Source organism: Pseudomonas sp. GW101-3H06, assembly GCF_059424605.1.
In genome coordinates this window covers 342,182-362,059 of the sequence record NZ_JBWKZO010000002.1, presented here as the reverse complement: position 1 = coordinate 362,059, position 19,878 = coordinate 342,182, and the positions used below count along the sequence as shown (strand labels likewise).

The window sequence follows — 19,878 nt, the reverse complement described above, 5'->3', positions numbered from 1 at the left end:
GGGGGTATCACTCCCATTGGGTGTGGTGCCCTCCTAAATCGGAGTGCAAACCATGAAATTTCAATCCTTTGTCCTGTCCTTTCCAAATCGTGGACCTTGGGGTGATAACAAGTACCGCGGCAACTGCAGTGGGCACGTCATCCGAGGTTTCTTCGAGACCTATCACCGGAACAAAGCAGGCTTAGCCTTTGACCCAAGCATCGGCGGTGGGACGTCCGTAGACGTAGCCAAGGAACTGGGGCTTCGTTTCAAAGGAACAGACCTACACCAGGGGTTCAATCTCCTCCTTGACGATGTCGGTCAGTTTCTTGGAGAGGAAGCACACAGCTGTTTTTGGCACCCGGCTTACCTGGACATGATCACGTACAGTGGAAACATGTGGGGAGAGCCAAACAAATGGGACATGAGCCGCATGGCCATGAACGACTTTGTTGAGGCCCTAGAGCTTGCGATCATGAATATCCACGACTCGATGGAGCGGGGCGGTACCTACGGAATCCTCATGGGTAATTTGAGGAGAAAGGGGGAGTATTACAACCTGTCTTCGTTGGTCGAGCGGGTGGCTCCAGGAAAGCTGATTGATGAGATTATCAAGACTCAGCACAACTGTTTATCTGATCAAAAAACCTATGGGAATATCGTCAGGATCGCTCACGAAAAACTGCTGGTTTTCAGAAAGGATCAAAGTTCTCTTCTCTTCCTGGCCAAGGTTGATCGTCGAGCGTCCTCGATGATCGGTACCACCTGGAGGGCTGCTGTAAGGCGAATTCTGCAGGGCGGAAAAGTGATGCACCTGCGGGAAATAAATGAACTGATTGCGCCTTACGCTCAGACACGGGCCAATCAACATTGGGAAGCGAAAATCCGCCAGGTCTGCCAAGACGCTCGATTTTTTGAGCGTGTTGCGCCAGGCACCTATCGGCTCGCAGCCTAGAGAATGAATCTCACATCACTCCGGGTAACCGGGGTGATGAAGAGACCGCTTCGGCAAGGGCAAATTGCTCAAGCGGTTTCAATCAGACCAATGTGCGTCTGATCTGAAAAGCTGTTCATCTTGATCAGCACATAAACCAACCGACGGGGTTTGGCACTCCGTTTGGGGTGTTAGCTCCGTCCATTTCTGGAGTTAACACATGAAAAAACTTGAATTGTTGGGGGAGTACTTCGCCCACATCCTAATGGGCATCGTATTTTTCGTAATACTTGCTCTCGCTAGTCTGCTGATCTCAGTTGTAACCCACTGGGTCGGTGGCTTTGAGGCTGGCAAACATCTCGTTCCCTTCCTCGGGTTCATAGAATCTTTGCTTTTGGTAGCGGACTGCGTGTTCGTTTCTTGGTGGGTGCTTTTTTCTACCTGGAAGGCATGCAAACAGCTGCGTGGCTGAGTCTGACTCAATGAGGCGGCTCGAGCTCGCCTACCAAACAAACAGGAAATACAGAGGGATTCGCCAATGGATAACTTCATCCGTGGCTTCAAGCGTGGCGTCAAGCAATCTTCAATTGGTTACTGGGCACCTGCTGTAGCGTTATGGGTACTGTTGAGGAACACAACCATCAACCTGGTGGATAGTGTTTCAAGACTCGACTCTTAGGCTTTCCTGCTTCAAATCCGCCGCGGTCCAACTCACAATTGCACTGCAGCACTTCCTCTCCGCAAGGGCAGGATCTGATCGCATCCTAGGGCACATGCCCTAGGCTGCTGATTCGGAAACCACTTTGGAAATTCAACAATTTCCAAAGTGGTTTTAGCTGGTAACAAAGAATCTTCTGCCCGGTCATGTGACCAGGTTGAGTAGTGAAGCTGAGCACTTTCTCATCAGCATTCCAAAATCCGCAGGGACATCCATCCCTGTGGGGTGGTGACCTCCCTGCATCTTCTATGGAGGTACCTATGGAGAACAATTCGTCTCCGCACAAGAAACCGTGGTATGCGCCTTTGGCTCATTTCGCGGCGCACTCGATCATCGGGAGCGGCATCTTCGTTATCGTGGCTACACCCGCGGTTGCGCTCGGCTGGCTCGTGCACACACTTAAGGAATATCACGTTGATGAGTTCACGATCAGCGTCCTTTCAGTGCTGGAACGCACCATCCTAATGGTCGACTGTGCTTTGTTTCTTTCACATTTAGCCTTTACGGCGCTCAGTGCGTTTAAGGAGATGAAGGATGGCGAGTAATACAGGTTGGATCGTTGATAGCTTCGATGAGTTTGCCAAAGCGGCTCTTGAAGCGCCGGCGATTTATTTCGCTCCCGCACGTGGAGCGATTCAAGGGGTGGTTCAGCAATGGCGCAAGTTACGTGAAAGAAACGGACCACGTGGCGACACCCCAAAGCGGGCCTGATTGCATTGTCTGACGTGGTCTCAAGGAGTATGCTCAAATCATGAACGTAGCGAGGAGCTCATCATGGTTCGGAAATACCTTGTAGACTTCGTCAAAGGCTTTGCGGCTGAGTTTGCCGTTGCTGCGAAAGCTGCTCCGGCAATTTTCTTCGCACCTGTAGTTGGTGCAAAAGCTGTACGCCAGCAAGCAAAGAAGAACCGCTGATAGCTCAAATCTGCCCCTCTTCGAGGGGCAACTTTCTTCCCACCCGATCGGGTTCCACCCCGTTTGTGGTCGCCTCCTGTAGGCCAGCCGATTCTCATTTGATTACTTCACTCATCTAATTCGATGGGTTCAATATCGACATTTTTCAGGCAACTTCTGTTGGATGTCGATATTGAATCCCACCTGGAAGCAATGCGTTTTCTAGGCTGATAGTCAGCTGCAGCTCTATGTAGCAATCACTTTGGCATTCGCCAATTCACCCATGGGGGTTCTTATCCCCTATGGGCATGAGATCTCCTTTTCCCGGAGGTCCCTATGAACATTTTTCAACAGCTTGAAGCAGCAGGCTTGAATGCCGCTGCAGCGTCCCTGCCTGGACGAGTTGCGCGCATGATGTCCAACGGAATTGAATGCAGTGCAGAAGACACTCTAACGATGGATGAGAGGCAAACATTGCTTTCAATTCAATGTCGGATGCGTCTGGTTAAGGTTTCAACGCAAGCTGAGCTCGATGAGCACGGCCGCCTTGTAAACCTTCTTGTCCAGTACACCACTGAATCCAGAGAATGGCTTCTCACGCATCCGCTACTTCGACTTCATATGATGTTCGAGGCTGTGGAAGCAACCTGGTAACAAACTGCACCTTGGTGCATTTACAGCTGCAATTTGCAGCAAACCCAGTCGGGGCCTCTCCCGATTGGGAGCGGTCTCGGCATCAACTGCTGGAGGCCCTATGCATTATGAACCTGTCCACAAACTGACTGAAGATCTGCAGCTTCGGTATTCACACTATCGTGAAATCATCGAGCAGCGTAAGCGTCGGTTGTTCCCAAACGGGGAGGAGGAGGGATTCGCAGATTCCCTTCTGCTGGATCGAAGAGATCGACCTCACTATCTGGCGACTTTGGCTGGAATTTCTCAGCTGGAGATCGATGCAGGGCTCGGTGAGCGCGGAATCACTACCACGGAGCATCTCCGTGAGCATATTGAGTTGGTTCACCAGATCTCGGCGGAATGTCGTAATGTTCCTGCATCCGAGTTGAGGCGTAACCGTCCGGCCAGTACCCACTCCTGAGAGCCTCCAAAATTAGCAAAAATAGTGTCCATCATTTTTTAGTGGACGCTATCTTGGATATCATTGCCCCAGCCCGTCGACCCGGTCGCCGCCCCAACTTCCCGCCAGAGTTCAAACGCAAAGTTGTCGAAGCCACGTTCCAGTCTGGCGCCTCCGTGTCGTTGATCGCTCGCGAACATGACGTCAATGCCAACCTGGTGTTTCGCTGGCGGCAGCAATATCAAGAGGGCTTGTTCGGCCCGGTCAGCCAGAGTGCAACGCTTTTGCCTGTCCAGGTGATCGAGGTGCCAATAGATTTACCGCAAGTCATTCAGTCACCGCCAGAGTGTCATTCCGTGATCGTTGTTGAGGCGGGAAAAGCCAAGCTGCGCATCACTGGCACGCCAGATCCGCAGACGCTGCAAGCCGTCTTGCAGCAGTTACTGCGATGATTGCCCCGCCCGCTGGAACCCGCATCTGGATCGCTGCCGGTGTCACGGACATGCGCCGTGGCTTCGATGGGTTGGCGGCATTGGTGCAGACTCAGCTTGAAGCCGATCCGTTCTCCGGTCAGATCTTTGCTTTTCGCGGACGGCGCGGTGACCGGATCAAATTGCTATGGTGGGACGGCGACGGGTTGTGTCTGTTTTGCAAACGGTTGGAACAAGGACGCTTCGTCTGGCCGCAAGCAACCAGCGGCAGCGTGTCGCTGACGGCTGCGCAGTTGTCGATGCTGTTGGAAGGCATTGATTGGCGCAGGCCAATTCGTACAGCACCCGTCCTCGCGGTCTGACTTGCCACGCTGAAAAAATCCCAAGTAACATTCGGTCATGACTCTCGCGACCGACTCCCTGCCTAACGATCTTCAAGCCTTGAAGGCTCTGGTCTCTGCCCAGCGGGCAGAGATTGAGCGTTTGAAAATGATGATCGCCAAGCTGCGTCGTATGCAGTTTGGTCGCAGCTCCGAGCAACTGGACGCGATGATCGATCAGCTCCAACTGAGTCTTGAAGAGTTGCAAGTCAGCCAGACTGAACTGACGCCGCCAACCGAACCGCCACCTCGCCCTGTCTCTCGGCGCAAGCCATTACCTGAACACCTGCCTCGCGAAATTCACGTCCATCAGCCCGAATCACAGTGTTCTGGTTGTGGTGGGAAACTTCGCCACTTGGGGGAGGATGTGTCTGAGGTGCTGGAGTACGTCCCAGCGCGTTTCAAAGTGATCCGCCATGTTCGCCCGAAGCTGGTTTGCCGCTGCTGCGAGCACATCGCTCAGGTACCGGCGCCGAGTCGCCCGATAGCCCGAGGCCTTGCAGGCCCTGGGCTACTGGCCCACGTGCTGGTCTCCAAGTTTGTTGACCATTTGCCACTGTATCGACAATGCGAGATCTACGCCCGTGAGGGCGTGGATTTGGAGCGCTCAACTCTGGCCGACTGGGTCGGCCAGAGCAGTCAATTGCTCAGGCCGCTGATCAACGCCCTTGAGCGTCATGTCATGAGCGGCCATAAAGTCCATGCTGACGACACGCCGATTGGTGTACTTGCGCCGGGCAACGGCAAAACCAAAACGGCTCGCCTATGGACATACGTGCGGGACGACCGACCTGCCGGTTACACGACGCCGGCGGCTGTATGGTTTGCCTACTCGCCGGATCGCAAGGGGCAACATCCCCGTGCTCATCTCAAGGGCTTCAGCGGGATCTTGCAGGCTGACGGCTACGCCGGTTTTGCTCAGCTGTATGCTACAGGCACCATTCAGGAAGCCGCCTGCTGGGCTCACGTCCGCCGCAAGTTTTACGATGTCTACACAGACCAGGCTTCACCACTTGCTGGCGAGGCGCTGCAACGGATTGCGGCCCTGTATGCCATCGAAAGCGAGATCCGAGGACAACCGCCAGATCATAGAAAAACGGTTCGGCAAAGTCGGGCGAGTCCACTGCTGGAGCACCTGCACGCGTGGCTTAACCAGACGCTGGCTCAACTGTCGAAAAAATCGACATTGGGCGGTGCAATCCTCTATGCCCTCAACCGGTGGCAGGCTTTAACGCGCTTCTGCGATGACGGCCGAATCGAAATCGACAACAACGCCGCCGAACGGGCGCTGCGCGCCGTCGCGCTGGGCCGCAAAAACTACCTGTTTGCCGGTTCCGATGCCGGCGGAGAACGAGCGGCTGCGATTTACAGCCTGGTGGGTTCAGCCAAGCTCAACGACCTGAACCCGCAAGCCTATTTGACACACGTGCTGGAGCGCATCGCCGACTACCCGATCAATCGGGTCGACGAACTGCTGCCCTGGAACGTTTCTCTCACACTTACTGAGTTCTGCGAGGCTGCCTGATCCATGGCCAAAAATGTTCGCTTGCTAAAACCCGAGCCTGATTTGTTGCTACTGCACATTGAATTGAAATGGATCGAACCTGCCATCTGGCGCCGCGTGGCGGTGCCCGAGAACATTACTTTGAGCAAATTGCACACAGTGATCCAGTTCGCGATGGGCTGGGAAGGTGGGCATCTGCATGAATTTGAAATTGCCGGAGAGAATTACGGCACTCCCGACCCCGATGGATGGGGCCCACCCGTGAACTCCGATGCCCGCAAAACCCTGATCAAAGCGTTGAACGGGAAAAAGACGTTTCGCTACCTCTATGACTTCGGCGATGGCTGGGATCACCGAATCAAAGTTGAAAAGAAATTACCCGCTGTGGCATGTCCTCAGGTGCCGTATTGCATTGACGGCGCCAATGCTTGCCCGCCGGAAGACATCGGCGGTGGGCCAGGTTATGCCGACTTCCTTGAAGTGATGGCTGACCCCAACCACCCAGAGCATGAAGACATGATGGAGTGGCATGGCGGTACCTTCGATCCAACGGTTTTTGAATGGGAGCGCGTCAATCAATGGTTGAAGGAGATTAAGGTCTGAGTTTCAAGGCGGTGTAGCTCGGACGGTTACGTTGAGGCTTTATAGTTTGGATTTACTCCGGGCAATGAAAGCTGAAATGGTGGACGTTCGAAAGAGTGCGTAAGTGATAGAGGCGGGGGATTTTCCCCCGCTTTCTTCTCTCAATACCTGGTGCTATATTTCAACACAGCTGACTCAGCACCTCTCATGCCGGCAGGCAAATCGTCATATCCTTTTTCAGAATTGCTTTGGAAAACCTGTTTTTCCAAAGCAAGATTCTTCCTCTCGCTTGTGCGATTGGAGATACCGCAAGCTGCGCGATTCTTTGCAGCACTTAACTGCCCATTCGGGCTACACAACCCTGCAGGGTCTTACCCCCTGTAGGGGTGGGCTCTGCATCTTGAATATGAGGTGCACCATGTTCGATTTGATCATCATCATTGTCGACTTCGTTTTCGACATCATGTGAAACCGATCTGGGCCGGGGTCTACCGCTTCCCTGAAGCGATAGACCCTAAGGTCTTGAGTCTATTTCCGCAAACCAGTGTTGCGAAAGTAGATTCCAGAAGACGCCCTGTGGCTTCTTCTTGATAGGCAGCTGACCCTAGTAGTCAGCACTCGGCATCAGCCGTTCCCGATGGGGTTCTTCCCTCATTGGGGAGGAACGTCATCTCCACTCTGGAGGTGTTCATGATCAATTCTGAAAATCCACGACTACCCGTGTTGCGGCATGTACGTGGCCAAGGCCATCTCGAAAGCATTTTGACCTTGTCTTGCACCAACCTGGCACTGGAGGTTCTGCATGAGCGATAAGCCCAAGCAACCACAGCAGCCTATTGTCCTCAATCCGATAAATCGGGTTGGACATCATCTTGATGCGCTCACTGATGATCGCTTTGTTGATCTGATGAGCAGTTTGTGTGGAATACCTTCGAAGCCCAAGGTGGGTGGAAAATGAAGCAATTTCCCAGGCTGATCGAGCTGCTACGCGAAACCATGAATCTTACTTTTGGTGAAGCCGAAGCCCTCACAAGAGGAGTCGAGGCTGAAGCGGTATTGAGATGTGGCGGAAGGGATAAAGTTGTTCGCCGAGCTTTCGCTCTTCGACAAAATCTGGCGGTGTCTCGACTCATGCGTCGATATCCGGCCGCCGCTGATAAGACGGTATATGCGATCGATCGAGGGTATACCGGTCGCCGACGTTTGCTAATTCACGACGGAGCGGTTGTTTCTCACGGCAATCAGCAGTGGGAGACTTTTCTCTCCAGCCTCAACAAATAAAACTGACCATCCCTATCAGGGGCTTTTTGCCCCGGTGGGGTGAGAAGCCTCCATTACTGGAGTCCTTCAATGTCTATGAATCATGCAATCAAAACAGCAATGACTCGTCACCTAAAAGCGAAGGGGTATCCAACGGATGACATCCGTTATTCCCTAAGTAGCTGCCAGGGTGACGGAGCGAGCTTTTCCGGCGAGCTTGATATTGTGACCCTGGCCAAGAGGCTGGTACCGCAGTACTCGGAGGAGATTTGGAAAGGTCTCCAGCTTGACGAAAAGCTTGCGATCAATCGGATCAGTAGTTGTCGTTATGTCCATGAACGATCCACCTCCTTAAGCCATGACGCTAAATGCGTTGAGCTCACTGAGGCACACGAGTTGGGTGGCGCAGCGCAGCGGGTTGCTTTCCACGCTCTGGTTCAGGCTTTGGAGGCAGACATTGTCGATACTGGCAGTGAGCTCGCATCACTGGGCTACAAAATCATCGAGGCCTATCCGAGTGAGGAAAAACTGATTCGACGCTTTTCGAGGCGAAACTTCAGAGTCGAAGTCTATAAGTTCTCAGATGAGCGCTATGACATTTTTGGTGAAGCAATCTCCACCGATGAGCTCGATTTGGTCATTCAGGATGTCCTGGATGGAAAAATTGAAGCCCTCGGATTAGAGGTCCGAATCGAGATGCTAGACGATGATGGCGAAGAAATTTCAACTCTGGCCATGAGTGTTTTTGAAGGGTTCTCAAGGGACTCATCAATCTCAGGTCTTTGCTCACACAGCCGGTCCTTGGTGCGTGAGGCAATAGTCGAAGCTCGAGAAACGTACTTGAAACTTCTCAAACCGCGATTGCGGAGAGCTGTATAAAACAATCCCATGGGGGTCTTTGGCCCCCTAGGGGCGGAGTACCTCCAGTCACATATCCCCCGGCTTCGGGGCTTCCCCAAGCTCCCGTGTCGGAGGCTTTGGGAAGTCCCGAGTTGGGCTTTTCTGGAGGTACATGATGAGAAATTTAAAAGCCGAAGTTGTTCGCAATGCTGCGAAGCAAAGAGGTTGGGACATCATTCTTCGGAATCTTTGTCCTGACATCGATGGTCGCGCATTCGACAAGCCTGGCCGTCACGTCCGGTGCCCCGTTCATGGAAAACCAAGTCGGGGTGGTGATGGTTTCAGGTTCCTGAACAAGAAAATTGCTTTCGCTGATGCTGGTGGCGGTGTGTGCAACACGTGCGGTCTTTTTCCGGACGGTTTTGCACTTCTCCAATGGATAAAGCAGATTGATTTCGCAGACGCTGTTGCTTTGGTCGGAGACGAGTTGGGCATTCGCTCAACCGACGACGAAAATGCGCAGGAGCGCATCAATCGCGAGAATCAGTCCAAACTTGATGCGCGTCGTAAAGAGTTCGAGGAGAAAGAACGAGCTTCAAATCTGTACCTTCGATCGCGGCTAAATCAGATGTGGAAGGAGACGATACCTTTATCTCATCCGGCTGCAGAACCGGCGCGTCTATACCTGGCAAGTCGAAAGATACTTTGCTGGGACAAGCCAGGTGCCGAACGAGTAGTAAGGTTTCATCCGAGGTTGGCCAGCTACAACGAAGATGGCGCCTTTGAAGGCGAGTTCCCCGGCATCGTGGCAAAGGTCACCAGAGATGGTGTCCCTATCACGCTTCATAGGTACTTTCTCACCGATAAAGGTTTGAAGGCATCTGTGGAGAGCTCCAAAAAAATGTGCTCGTATCCCACCGACCGGTTGGTTACGGGAGGCGGAATCATCATCGGGAACATGGATGCAGAAATTGTCCATGTATGTGAGGGTCTAGAGACTGCTTGGGCAATCGAAACTGGAATGGATCAGGAAATCGATGTGTTTCCTACCGTTAACGCGACGTTGCTTGAAAGTTTCGTACCTGGACCAAGCACTAAGATGGTGGTGATCTGGGCTGACAAAGACAGGTCGGGCCGCGGTGAAGAGGCTGCCTCGGAGCTTAAACGGCGTCTGTGGGAGAAAGGTATCAAGGCTCAGATCATGATGCCTTCGCTGCCAATCGCTGATGGTGAGAAATCTGTCGACTGGAATGACGTATTAATCCAGCTCGGCCGTATGGGCTTTCCAAAGCGAAGGAGGGCGGTGGCATGAGCCAGGGCTTCGACTTCGATCCGAGGGTAGTCATAACAGATCCTGGTAGTAGTGAGTTGTGTCCTTTTTCGCCGCCCCCCGATTTTATCGGAGGGTCGGCAGACTACCGCTTGTTGATGGTTCGCCGGTTTCGGGTACCAGCAACACGTCGGGCCATCATGGATCATGCAAGATCCTTGGAGGAGGGTACTATCACCGTTACGGGACGATATGCCGTCGCCGCAGTCGAGATTCTCTCTCGGATCTGCGCTTCGGATTCAACTATGAAAAGGGCCAGCTGATGCTGGCCCTTTTTTTGTGCGCCCAGCATGGGCGCAATCTTGCGGGTGAAAGTCCCGTCGTAAGCTGACCACAGCGAACGAAGTGAAGCGCAACTGCATGAGGGCGACCGAGTGTGGGGAGGAAGCGTGAATCGAAACCGCGAGCCGATGGACAAGAACCGGATATAAGGCGAAGCCGATCAGGGCGAGCGAGCAAAAGATCGCGAAGCTCTTGTGGTCAAGGATCAGGCTGCGTAAATCCGGCGGCTGTGCGGGGAAGGATTGCGTTCTTACCTGGGGAGATCTCGCCTTGTGCCTGAAAGGGCGACGGTGCGAGCCGGAGCGAGAAGTCAGCAGAGGCCGTAGTAGTCTTTTTTTTTTTGACGAAGGGCCGAACGAGAGAGAGTGTTGTAGGCCATGTTGATGCGAACGACCGGAAGTCAGATGCCTGCCAAACGCGGGGCGGATGGAGATAACGAGCGGTGAAACCGTGAGAAGTCCCGCCAGCGACGAGGTCAATCGCCCGCAAGATGAATCCGACAACGCAGGGCAAAGGCTGCTGGAACGGGCCCTTGCGAGAGAAAACCTGAAACGGGCGTGGAAACGGGTCAAAGCCAATAGAGGTGCAGCGGGAGTTGACGGTCTGGACATTGAACAGACTGCTGAAGCCTTGCTGACTCAATGGCCAGTGATTTGTGAACAGCTACTTTCAGGTGTCTACCGGCCCAGTCCGGTAAGACGCGTGGTCATCCCCAAACCTGACGGCGGTGAACGCGAGTTGGGCATTCCGACGGTCACCGACCGCCTGATTCAACAAGCACTGCTGCAAGTCTTGCAGCCACTCCTCGATCCAACCTTCAGTGAACACAGCTACGGCTTTCGCCCGGGACGTTGCGCGCAGGACGCCGTTTTGGCGGCTCAGCGGTACGTGTCCTCGGGGCGCAAAGTGGTGGTGGATGTTGATCTGGAGAAGTTCTTCGACCGGGTCGATCACGACATTTTGATTGATCGCCTACGCAAACGGATTGCGGATCGGGCGGTTATTCGACTGGTCCGGGCGTACCTGGATGCGGGAACGCTGATCAATGGCGTAATCGAGAAAAGCCGCTGCGGGGCGCCGCAGGGCGGTCCGCTGTCACCGTTGCTGGCAAATGTGCTGCTGGACGAAGTGGATCGGGAGCTTGAACATCGAGGTCATTGCTTCGTGCGCTATGCCGACGACGCGAACGTTTATGTTCGCAGTCATAAAGCCGGGCAGCGGGTGATGATCTTGCTGAGGCGTCTGTATGAAAAGCTGCACTTGAGCGTCAACGAGAGCAAGAGCGCAGTGGCCAGTGCGTTTGGTCGCAAGTTTCTGGGTTATGCATTTTGGTGCGCCCGTGACGAAGTCAAACGTGCGGTATCTCAGAAGGCACAAAAGCAATTCAAGCAACGTATCCGGCAGTTCACTCGCCGTTCATGTGGCCGCAGTTTGCAGCAGGTCGTCGACCTCCTACGTCCTTATTTGCTCGGTTGGAAAGCCTACTTCAAGTTGTCGCAAACACCAGGCGTCTGGCGTGAATTGGACAAATGGATGCGGCACCGACTCAGAGCGATTCAACTCAAGCAATGGAAACGGGGAACGACGACTTATCGTGAATTACGGGCTTTGGGTGCGAGTAAAGAAGTCGCCCAGAAAGTGGCATGTAACACCCGCCGTTGGTGGGACAACAGTCGATGGGCCTTGAATTGGGTGCTTAATCTCGCGTGGTTTGATCGCCTGGGACTTCCACGTCTCTCCTGACCTCAATCCCTCGAACCGCCCGGTGCGGACCCGCATGCCGGGTGGTGTGGCAGGGGAGCGGCCTATGAAGGCCGCCCCCTATGCCGATTGGTCGCCGCCAAGCGTCTGTACTCTGTAGAATTATGATTGCAATGTTTGATAAGCGTGGTCTCCTGTAGTAAGGCCAACAGAGAATTTACATGACCTTTAAAGTCGTCAAAGTCAGCACATCAGCAACTGATCAGCCAGGCGTCTACCAGGTACTGTTTAACGGTGATGATCGGTTCTTTCGCTCAGTTGAGATCCACGTTACCCGTGACTTCGGGCCGAACACTTTAGATTTTATTGAGATCTACGGGCTCTGGTGCTGCTTGGTGTGGCTGGAGCTAGCCGGCTCTGGGCGTACATCTCGAAATCTGAAAATCGTCGTTTCACGTGGTGCTGTAAAGCGCCTCCTCTTGGTCACCAGTTCGAAGGAGGAGCTGTATCAGTTCGCGTATTCGCTACGCACACAGTTCTTCGGACTTAATGAGATATCGGTGGAGAAGGGGGAGGAGTGGACGACTCAAAATCATCCTGGTATCAGCGTCAAGTGGAATGGTGAGCCTCCACCTCAGCCTTCAATTGATAACCCAATTTTTGGCAAGGTTTTCCTCACTTATCACTCCGCTGTTGAGTACCTGGACGAGACCAATGGCGAGTGTAAGGAGGAGAATGTTTTTGCCAGATTGAGCCGCCTGGTGCGTGATGCGGATCGTGAGGCACCGCTCCCAGACAAGGAAGCTGGTTACAAGGCTCGGCGGTATGGGAGCTCTCAAGATGGCGTTCGGTACCTGAACAACTCAGCAGGTTGGCAAATTGTTGTCCGACCAACAGAAAACAAGGACGCGCTCGTCGCATTGACGGTGTATCAAAGGCAGGCATAGTGGAATAGCAAATGGACAGGCTTAAGAAACACGTTGAACGGTTTATGGACGATCTAGTCTCGCTGCTAAAAATCACAGACCCCACGGCATGGGAAGCAGGGAAGGAACTCTTCGAGGGATCAGTTGATAGAGATCAGCTAGCAGTTGACTACCTGATAGGGCAGCCAGTGATTCTGCAGAACATTTCACAGCGAGCACTATGCGCGGCAGGCTTTTCCGAGAGCTCCTTTGTACAGCGAATCTCCAATGGGGGGGTATATCGACTACAGAGCAGGCAGATCACCTACGATGACCGTGGCCTTCCTCTTGCAGTCCAGTTGGTTGGTGTTCCAGTCCATCACGTCGGCCGCGATGTGCCTCCTGAAGGGCCAAACCTCATCGGTCGTCTTGACGAATTCGTGAGTATGGAGACAGGCAAGCAGATTCACGGATCTGAGTTGCTCGGTCTTCTTTAGCTTGAGTGTCGCCGGCGGAAGTTTGGCACAAATCGTTGGAGGCTAGTCGCAAGCAGTTTTGGCTGGTTCTGTCCGCTTCCAACGAAGTGTTGCTATCGACTTGAACTGCTGAATTCCCAATGAGCCACGGATGTTGCGGGCCTTTGAACCAGGCTCCGCGATCCTCGAAAGAACCTTGTCACGTTGCGCCTCATAGATAGCGATCGCGTTGAAGTTGAAATCCAACAGTACCAACATGACCGTATCAAATTCCTTCGTAACGTCGATACTCCCCAAGCGACCCATAGCTGAAGTGGGCTTCACGCACCGGCCTTTGATCTGGATCTTCCAGGTTTCCCCTGAGCGCACCTCAGTGGCGTCGTAGCCTGACTGGCGGGCACCGCTTAGGGTTAGCCCGAGAAGACGCGCAGCTTCAAACTCAGCAATTTCCCCTGTGATACCCAGAGGCTTCCCTGTGAGGGCGCGATATTTCTGCGCAACGATCTTTGCTTGCTCCAGAAGATTTAATATTTCATTCGAGTCTGACAAGGATGCCTGTCCTGTATATCGCTTGGGGCGGGAATATTACCGGTCTTCAATGACAAGATATTTGTTGGAGCGATGTCGCTCCTCATCCCGGCTGTTGTAGTACGTGTCTACTGTAGTGGCCAAGCTCTGGTGGCGCAGATCGGCCTGGAGATCTTTGTGGTCACGCACTTTTGCATCGGCTGTCGCAGATGTGTGACGGAGCCAATGAAGCGATGCTGAACGGAGGTTCTTAATATCGTCATCAGGAAAGCCATCCGCACGCATGCGCTCCAGGGCGAAATCGAAGACCTCCTGTACTAGGGTCCTGATATGGCCCTCTGATAAACCAACACGGCCTTTGAGGGACTGTAGGAGCGGAGCAGAATCATCAGGAGACGGTGTAGGAGAAAGGTTGAGGAATTCCCTGTAGCGGGCCATCCAGACGTTGATGAACTCGTCCTTGACACTAATCTTTGCTGATTTGTTGCCTTTGCCAATGACGTGAAACCACCAGTTTCCATGATCATCCTTCCTAAAATCACTCATCATGGGTTGCCAGTTGTCCCTGCCAACTATATCGGAAACCCGGAGATACATTGAATAGATGGTAGCTATGATGAAAAGGGTGCGTTCGTAATGCTTTTGTTTGGTCGCAAGAAGCTCTAGTTTGGTCTTAAGGGCCTTTCTATCCTTATCGTTTAATTTTTCGATTTCCGCTTTGGCTGCTGCTTGGGCCTTGGCTTCTGTTTGCGATTCGGCGGATGCTTGATCAGCAAGTAATTTGGCTGTCTCTAGGACGAAACTCCATTGCAAAACGGTCAAAGCCTTAGCTTTTTCGTCGGCCACAACGCGTTGTTTATACTTAGATTTTTGTTTGATTGCGCGGATAGGGTTGGCGTTATTTGAGAGACCTTCGTCAGCTGCCCATTGAAAAAAACTACCGCACACGGCAAAGATTTGTGCGATTGAGTCCTGTTTCATCCTATAAGGCTTTACCTCAGGCTCTTTGTTTTGCTCCTGGGCGAGTTTGAGATCAGGTTTTTTGACTGTCAGGAAGAACGGTCGCCACTCAGTGTTTACTGTGAAAGTGTCAGTGGGTTTGGGAGTGCGTCCGCCGACACGCTGATATCGAGCCTTAACCACCGGGCCGATCCAATCTAAAGGTGGTTTTATGCAAAACTCCATGAAGCGTTCGCCATCCTGACGGGTCATTTCCAGTAGCGGCTTTTTGCAAACCAGAAGCGTCCAGAGCAACAACCGCTCAACGTGGGTACGATAGGAATTGAAGGTAGCCGAATTGTCTTCGTATGAGCGCAGGAAGCTTCTAACTGCGCGGTAGCCATCGATGGCGTTGAGATCTGCCGGGAAGGACTCCAGGTAACTGATGACCACAGGTTGTTCTTGAGATAGGTTGTTGTGGTTAAGCTCAAGGAATCGGTCATGCGATTCAAACAGAGGGATCAGGTTGGCCATGAATTTTCCGTCTTCGGATCTTGTTAAAAACTGGGAAACTTTACCCGTTTTTTAAGAGGCCTGCAAAATACGGTTCTAGACATTATCGAATATTACACATGTGTAGGGGCGTCCCCTATCACTGTCGAGAACAGCTAAAAATGCGAAAGCAGTCAGTCAAAAATGCCACCGCAAATTCAGGGGCTTACGAGCAATCCACTTCCCCCGATCCGAACCGTGTTGATATTAACGCGACACCTTAGCGATCTAGATCTGTGTATTGGTCCGCGCTTGTTCGTTCTTGACGCTATGGTTTGTTTGGTTAATGAGTATGTAGGCGTAAATGCGTCAGCCAACCCATGTGCCGTGTGTTCTTTAAGCTATTGATTTTTTAACGTTTTGGTTTGTTTTTGCCGCGCTAGCCGTTCGTTGAGTGTCATAAGACAGTTGAAAAAGCGATTTTTTGAAAAAAATACCGCAGTGCAAATTTTTGTCAGTTAAAAATGATACGTCGCCGTGTGAGTAATCCTATGAATTTAGGCTTTAGCCTCAAGTGCACAGATTCTTACAGGCGTCCTTTTCGAGAGTGATCTGAGGCCAAAGCTATAGCGCGGTCTCTGCAGCTTTCGTCGCAATGACACAATTTGGAGTGTAGGCACTCTGCGCTCATTCCACTAATTTAGCAGGCAACCGCTTCGCTAATCTCATTATCTAACAAGGAAAACCTGCTAGTCGAAAAGGCACTTTAGTTGCTCTTTCACTCTGATGGTTTCAGACAATAGATTTTGACAACAGACAAAATATTCTGACACCAAGAGCCTTCATTAGGCCACTGTGCAGATTTATGAGAGGTTCCCTATGAAAGACATTGATAAATCGCCGGACCAAGCAAGTGGCGACCTTGAAGAGGGCATGAAGCGCATTTTGGCCGCTGTATCTGAATACGGACCTGACTTGTGCAGGGGTTATGAAGGCGTGCCTGAAACTGCTGAGAATATTCAGTCTGCGTTTGCTGAGCACGGTTATAGCCTCTCCCTTGGGCAAGCTGAGGAAGTGTATGCATTCTATTCGCAGAGCAAATGGGCCAGCTGGCTTTCCGGTGGCTGCCCAACATTGGCCGATGCAAAACAGATGCTGATTGAGTTCACGACCGATATCCTCACCGGTGAAAATCACGCCGAGCTTTGAGGCGCGACAGCTTCGAAGATCGGAGTGTCAAAATCTATTGTTGAGGGTCGATCAGCGATTCGTGACGGTGGTTGAGAATTGTCAAAATCTATTTTTTTGTGGCCAGTGCCGGCACTCTTGCGAAACCCGTTTTATGAGGGCAGAAGTGTCAAAATATTTTGTTCGGCACCATCTGATTCTCCAAGAATTTCTAGACCTCCCATACCGTGATTTCCAGTTGAAATTTTCAGTTTACCTACCCCCCGTATTCTGTCATCAACCATAACCGTTATGACAGGTGGAGGTAAGCGCCGACGCTCTTCATCAAGCCTATCCTCATCCAGCCCGATCTGGTCGTAAGCACGCAGCGGCGTCTCAGCGAAAAGCTCTACACCTTCTTTGCGGTCAAACAGGGAGAGCTTGTGTCTATCCTCAGTCGGGCTGTTTGTGGTCAAACAGTTCTCGTTTTGATTGTGCTGGTGGTACTCCTCAAATTCTGAAGATACCTTTTGATCTACCAACGCGAGGTTCTCTCCGTTTCCGGTCGTTTCAAGAGTCGTTAGATCAACCTGGCGATCGTGGCAAAATCGCTCCAGCAATACTCAGAACGGCTCCCTGTGATCAATGTGCAAATTTTTTCGATCTGTGATGATCACTCCGCTCGTTGCACACCTCACAGGCAGACCAAGCGCATCACGAAATGCGATCAGTTGAGAGTGCACAGTAAACCTCAGTGCCTCGCAAACTTTGCCATGCGGCGATTGGATGGCACCGGTGATGCAGCGCTTGTAGGAAAAGCCATCTTCGCTGCCATCCACACGGACAAATTTGATCCCCTTACCCGCTCCTAGAGCATTTCTCTGGATCCTGAAGTGGTCGATTCCGACTCCAATTTTCCTGCTCGCCTCCGGATGCATGGCTATCAGCAAGTGCAATTTTTTGACTGCGAGCTTGCTGGTGATCACGCCTATTGGTGCGTTTTGCAGATAGTCTTTGAGCCGATCCAGCAGCTCTTTTTTTGATTTGTGTTCAAACGGCCCCAACCAGAACATTCAGAAGCCCCCCTACCTCATCCTCAAAGTAAAAATACGCCGCTGGCAGGTAGCGATGCTAGATCAGTAGTTGCTTGGCTTGGGGTGACGGTTATATGGCTCCCCACCAGCCAGCGCCTTGTCCGATAGGGGAAACAGTTGAGGCGTATGGCACGACGATTTGCGTAATCTCAATCCCCTGCCGCACAGCCCCTGATTCATCTGGAATTCCAGAATCAACGACGACCGATCTGGTCTTTGTGGTTAACCGGTCGCTCTTCGGAGCGTCGGTGGTACTCAGTGGTGGGCGGCGGTGGCGTCTTGTTTTCCTGATTCTTCGGTTTCTGGTCGTTGCTCATGCAAATAGCTCCTTGGTGATACTGATTACTGCCAACAGCGACAACGCCCAGGCAGCGTAGACCATCTCGTTGTAGGCAAAATCTAGAGGTTTGGATTTCTCGTCGATGGCCGACTTCAATTTTTCCAACGTGCCTATATAGCAGTTGTAGACATGCTGCTGATGATCTGAAGAATCAGCGTCTTTCAACCATTCTATGGTCTGACGGCTGTATGGCAGTGTTGGGCAGTTCCTTATCCTCAAAGCGCTCAAAGCATGTCCCCACGAGCAAATCACACAGAGTGCTGCTGCGAGAAAACATCCCAATGCGACAAAATCTGAGGGGCCATTAAGGGTGAAGAGCACCCTCCCCTTGGCGCTAACGAGGGCTGTCAGGGCAGCGATCACGACAGAAACAGCGGTTAAAAACTTGGCGCATTTGTTTTCGAAGTGATCAAACCGGGCCTGTTCATCCTTGTAGCGGTCTTTCAAGTAAGCCAGGGTTTCGTCCATGATCGTATCCGTCTGTCCGACATTGATTTGACAGTCGGCGTCTGTAAAAACTAATCACCAAGCGAAGTGTCCATGAATCAAGCTTCCATTCACAACGTCGTGGATACTTGGGGGTGAATCATGAATTCAAATCACTATCGCGGTTTGGTGCGTGTACTGACCAACAGCGCATCGCTCTCCTGAGAGAGACGCATGCCCGAAAATGCACGAAGCTCGAAGTCTTTAGCGAGGCGATGGCTGAGACAACACGGATTAAGTTTGCGGCCACTGCCAAGACAAAGCAACAGCAAGTGCAGCGGTAAGATGAATCAGAGAGTAAGGGCTGTTACACGCTGCGAAATTCGTCGCGACATTCAACCGTGAGCTGGCTCGGTTTGTTGCGGATCAGTGCCATCTCGATAAAGCTTTAGAGCTCGAGCAGAAACATGAGGCGCGCAAGCGCCAATCTGCTTGAGCGGGCTGGATAATAACCATCCAGCCCGCTCTTCATCATTCATAGTGAAAGGAGTTTATTCCACGCGCGTAATGGGAGCAACGAAGTACCTATGGTACCGGAGCCTGAGCTGTCAGCTCCACAATCGACCATCCGGCTGTTTTGAGCGCTGTCCTGCGCTTCTCTCCAGTAGCGCCCTCCCCCAATGAACTCTGACGTATCGCCAGGCACAGCATGTGAGTCGGTCGGGTCATCCCCACGTACATCAGCATCATGTCTTTCTTCGCGGTTTCCTGGGGTCTCTTGGCAGCGGCCTTTTGGCCCTCAAGCCACGGCATGAGCTTTTGAATGAAGTGGGTCTTCCTGAAGGTCTCCAGGATCAACGTCGCAGAGTGGGTTTTGCTCTTTTCTGAATGAATGGATGACATCCGGATATCGACGCCGTCCGCGCCATCCTGGAATCGGTAGGTGTTGATTAGTGAGGTGGTTCAGGAAGAAAATGTCTTCTTCTGCAGTCTTGGTTGAGCTGGGATCAAAATTCTGGAATACCCAGATCATAGATCCACCATTGGCCTGATAGAACTCCCGTCGCCCGACAATCTCGGTCAGGAAAGTCGTCGACAGCTGTACCTCGAACGCGATGCGTTCATCGCCCCTGGCCACTCGTACGTCTGGCTTGCGCCAGGTAGCACGTTCGGCAACGGCCTGCCCTTTCCAGACTTTCTCGACCTGGGGCTCGCCGCACGATCGGTCGGCAATCAAGCTGTCGCGAATGAACCCTTTGAGCCAGATATGCGCCTGGCTCTCTTTTTGCGCGTTGTACTTGATCGCAGTGATCTGGGCTGGGCTGGGCTGAGCTCACCTCACCTTTGGTAGAGATATCGCACTTGATAAGTCCTTCGATACTCGGGTGATGACGGAAGTGGAAAAAACGATTCTGGTTGCGAACCAGCAAAAGCGCGGCGCCGCACAGCTGGCAAACTAGCCAGGGCATGTCTCGATCTAGTAGGAATCGCGACGCCAGCTTCGCTCTGTCCCGTATGACCAAAGACAATTCGCGGGTCAGGAAGCTGCCAATTTCGATGGGCGCCGCGCTGTCCAGATCCATAACGTCCGTCAGTTTCAT

At 52.4% G+C, this 19,878-nt stretch carries 28 protein-coding genes; 20 read left to right on the top strand and 8 right to left on the bottom strand.

Features of this window, described 5'->3' with window-relative positions; translation table 11 throughout:
* The first annotated feature begins 52 nt into the window (after positions 1–52).
* The 19 genes from AC07ZE_RS30950 to AC07ZE_RS30860 all read left to right on the top strand — a co-directional run bounded on the left by AC07ZE_RS30950 (position 53) and on the right by AC07ZE_RS30860 (position 13,312).
* Entirely contained in the window at positions 53–934 is an 882-nt protein-coding gene (locus tag AC07ZE_RS30950; protein ID WP_057978716.1) for a hypothetical protein, read from the top strand.
* 199 nt (positions 935–1,133) lie between these two features.
* Entirely contained in the window at positions 1,134–1,385 is a 252-nt protein-coding gene (locus tag AC07ZE_RS30945) for a hypothetical protein (protein WP_057978714.1), read from the top strand.
* Between the two features lie 506 nt (positions 1,386–1,891).
* Positions 1,892–2,176, top strand: a complete 285-nt coding sequence (locus AC07ZE_RS30940; RefSeq protein ID WP_010465784.1) for a hypothetical protein — start codon at positions 1,892–1,894, stop codon at positions 2,174–2,176.
* Positions 2,166–2,342, top strand: coding sequence for a hypothetical protein (locus tag AC07ZE_RS30935; RefSeq protein WP_158004328.1), 177 nt, complete (start codon positions 2,166–2,168; stop codon positions 2,340–2,342). The genes AC07ZE_RS30940 and AC07ZE_RS30935 overlap by 11 nt, the downstream gene beginning before the upstream one ends.
* Positions 2,343–2,405: 63 nt before the next feature.
* Entirely contained in the window at positions 2,406–2,546 is a 141-nt protein-coding gene (locus tag AC07ZE_RS30930; RefSeq protein ID WP_173647487.1) for a hypothetical protein, read from the top strand.
* A 315-nt stretch (positions 2,547–2,861) separates the two neighbouring features.
* Positions 2,862–3,179 (top strand): hypothetical protein, encoded by a 318-nt coding sequence (locus AC07ZE_RS30925; RefSeq protein ID WP_057978712.1) that lies wholly within the window; start codon positions 2,862–2,864, stop codon positions 3,177–3,179.
* 100 nt (positions 3,180–3,279) lie between these two features.
* Positions 3,280–3,621, top strand: a complete 342-nt coding sequence (locus tag AC07ZE_RS30920) for a hypothetical protein (RefSeq protein WP_082631640.1) — start codon at positions 3,280–3,282, stop codon at positions 3,619–3,621.
* A 53-nt stretch (positions 3,622–3,674) separates the two neighbouring features.
* The gene (tnpA, locus tag AC07ZE_RS30915; RefSeq protein ID WP_057978966.1) at positions 3,675–4,052 is read left to right on the top strand and encodes an IS66-like element accessory protein TnpA; all 378 of its coding nucleotides are present in this window, start codon (positions 3,675–3,677) and stop codon (positions 4,050–4,052) included.
* A complete protein-coding gene (gene tnpB, locus AC07ZE_RS30910) occupies positions 4,049–4,393 on the top strand; it encodes an IS66 family insertion sequence element accessory protein TnpB (protein WP_020723502.1) in 345 nt (114 codons plus the stop codon). The genes tnpA and tnpB overlap by 4 nt, the downstream gene beginning before the upstream one ends.
* A gap of 37 nt (positions 4,394–4,430) precedes the next feature.
* Positions 4,431–5,936, top strand: coding sequence for an IS66 family transposase (gene tnpC, locus AC07ZE_RS30905; protein WP_057978969.1), 1,506 nt, complete (start codon positions 4,431–4,433; stop codon positions 5,934–5,936).
* Between the two features lie 3 nt (positions 5,937–5,939).
* Positions 5,940–6,518, top strand: a complete 579-nt coding sequence (locus AC07ZE_RS30900) for a plasmid pRiA4b ORF-3 family protein (RefSeq protein WP_057978970.1) — start codon at positions 5,940–5,942, stop codon at positions 6,516–6,518.
* 669 nt (positions 6,519–7,187) lie between these two features.
* Positions 7,188–7,310, top strand: a complete 123-nt coding sequence (locus AC07ZE_RS30895) for a hypothetical protein (RefSeq protein WP_259332066.1) — start codon at positions 7,188–7,190, stop codon at positions 7,308–7,310.
* Positions 7,300–7,455: a hypothetical protein gene (locus AC07ZE_RS30890; RefSeq protein WP_158004327.1), complete on the top strand. Its 156-nt coding sequence runs from the start codon at positions 7,300–7,302 to the stop codon at positions 7,453–7,455. Before AC07ZE_RS30895 ends, AC07ZE_RS30890 begins: the two co-directional genes overlap by 11 nt.
* On the top strand, positions 7,452–7,778 hold the full coding sequence (locus AC07ZE_RS30885) for a hypothetical protein (protein ID WP_057978650.1): 327 nt from the start codon (positions 7,452–7,454) through the stop codon (positions 7,776–7,778). The genes AC07ZE_RS30890 and AC07ZE_RS30885 overlap by 4 nt, the downstream gene beginning before the upstream one ends.
* 69 nt (positions 7,779–7,847) lie before the next feature.
* Positions 7,848–8,636: a hypothetical protein gene (locus tag AC07ZE_RS30880; RefSeq protein WP_057978651.1), complete on the top strand. Its 789-nt coding sequence runs from the start codon at positions 7,848–7,850 to the stop codon at positions 8,634–8,636.
* Positions 8,637–8,769: 133 nt separating this feature from the next.
* Positions 8,770–9,909, top strand: coding sequence for a DUF7146 domain-containing protein (locus tag AC07ZE_RS30875; protein WP_042933166.1), 1,140 nt, complete (start codon positions 8,770–8,772; stop codon positions 9,907–9,909).
* 726 nt (positions 9,910–10,635) lie between these two features.
* Positions 10,636–11,952: a group II intron reverse transcriptase/maturase gene (gene ltrA / locus AC07ZE_RS30870; RefSeq protein ID WP_057978653.1), complete on the top strand. Its 1,317-nt coding sequence runs from the start codon at positions 10,636–10,638 to the stop codon at positions 11,950–11,952.
* 179 nt (positions 11,953–12,131) lie between these two features.
* Positions 12,132–12,857 (top strand): hypothetical protein, encoded by a 726-nt coding sequence (locus AC07ZE_RS30865; protein WP_057978655.1) that lies wholly within the window; start codon positions 12,132–12,134, stop codon positions 12,855–12,857.
* Positions 12,858–12,868: 11 nt separating this feature from the next.
* Positions 12,869–13,312: a hypothetical protein gene (locus tag AC07ZE_RS30860; protein ID WP_057978657.1), complete on the top strand. Its 444-nt coding sequence runs from the start codon at positions 12,869–12,871 to the stop codon at positions 13,310–13,312.
* Positions 13,313–13,354: 42 nt separating this feature from the next.
* On the opposite strand, the gene AC07ZE_RS30855 is transcribed toward AC07ZE_RS30860, so the two are convergent.
* Positions 13,355–13,840: a hypothetical protein gene (locus AC07ZE_RS30855; RefSeq protein ID WP_057978659.1), complete on the bottom strand. Its 486-nt coding sequence runs from the start codon at positions 13,838–13,840 to the stop codon at positions 13,355–13,357.
* Positions 13,841–13,876: 36 nt separating this feature from the next.
* On the bottom strand, positions 13,877–15,292 hold the full coding sequence (locus tag AC07ZE_RS30850) for a site-specific integrase (protein ID WP_082631637.1): 1,416 nt from the start codon (positions 15,290–15,292) through the stop codon (positions 13,877–13,879).
* Positions 15,293–16,129: 837 nt separating this feature from the next.
* Here AC07ZE_RS30850 and AC07ZE_RS30845 point away from each other — a divergent pair.
* The gene (locus AC07ZE_RS30845) at positions 16,130–16,459 is read left to right on the top strand and encodes a hypothetical protein (protein WP_057978661.1); all 330 of its coding nucleotides are present in this window, start codon (positions 16,130–16,132) and stop codon (positions 16,457–16,459) included.
* A gap of 131 nt (positions 16,460–16,590) precedes the next feature.
* Here the strand turns inward: AC07ZE_RS30845 and AC07ZE_RS30840 are convergent, their stop codons facing one another.
* The 6 genes from AC07ZE_RS30840 to AC07ZE_RS30815 form a co-directional block, all read right to left on the bottom strand.
* Positions 16,591–17,037, bottom strand: coding sequence for a hypothetical protein (locus tag AC07ZE_RS30840; protein ID WP_173647485.1), 447 nt, complete (start codon positions 17,035–17,037; stop codon positions 16,591–16,593).
* Positions 17,038–17,040: 3 nt separating this feature from the next.
* The gene (locus AC07ZE_RS30835) at positions 17,041–17,490 is read right to left on the bottom strand and encodes a DUF3223 domain-containing protein (protein ID WP_082631638.1); all 450 of its coding nucleotides are present in this window, start codon (positions 17,488–17,490) and stop codon (positions 17,041–17,043) included.
* Between the two features lie 215 nt (positions 17,491–17,705).
* A complete protein-coding gene (locus AC07ZE_RS30830; protein WP_259332065.1) occupies positions 17,706–17,828 on the bottom strand; it encodes a hypothetical protein in 123 nt (40 codons plus the stop codon).
* Positions 17,825–18,319: a hypothetical protein gene (locus AC07ZE_RS30825; RefSeq protein WP_057978663.1), complete on the bottom strand. Its 495-nt coding sequence runs from the start codon at positions 18,317–18,319 to the stop codon at positions 17,825–17,827. The genes AC07ZE_RS30830 and AC07ZE_RS30825 overlap by 4 nt, the downstream gene beginning before the upstream one ends.
* 757 nt (positions 18,320–19,076) lie before the next feature.
* Positions 19,077–19,514, bottom strand: coding sequence for a DUF6035 family protein (locus AC07ZE_RS30820; RefSeq protein WP_173647486.1), 438 nt, complete (start codon positions 19,512–19,514; stop codon positions 19,077–19,079).
* Positions 19,399–19,860, bottom strand: coding sequence for a DUF7830 domain-containing protein (locus AC07ZE_RS30815; RefSeq protein WP_494990438.1), 462 nt, complete (start codon positions 19,858–19,860; stop codon positions 19,399–19,401). The genes AC07ZE_RS30820 and AC07ZE_RS30815 overlap by 116 nt, the downstream gene beginning before the upstream one ends.
* Positions 19,861–19,878: the final 18 nt, after the last annotated feature.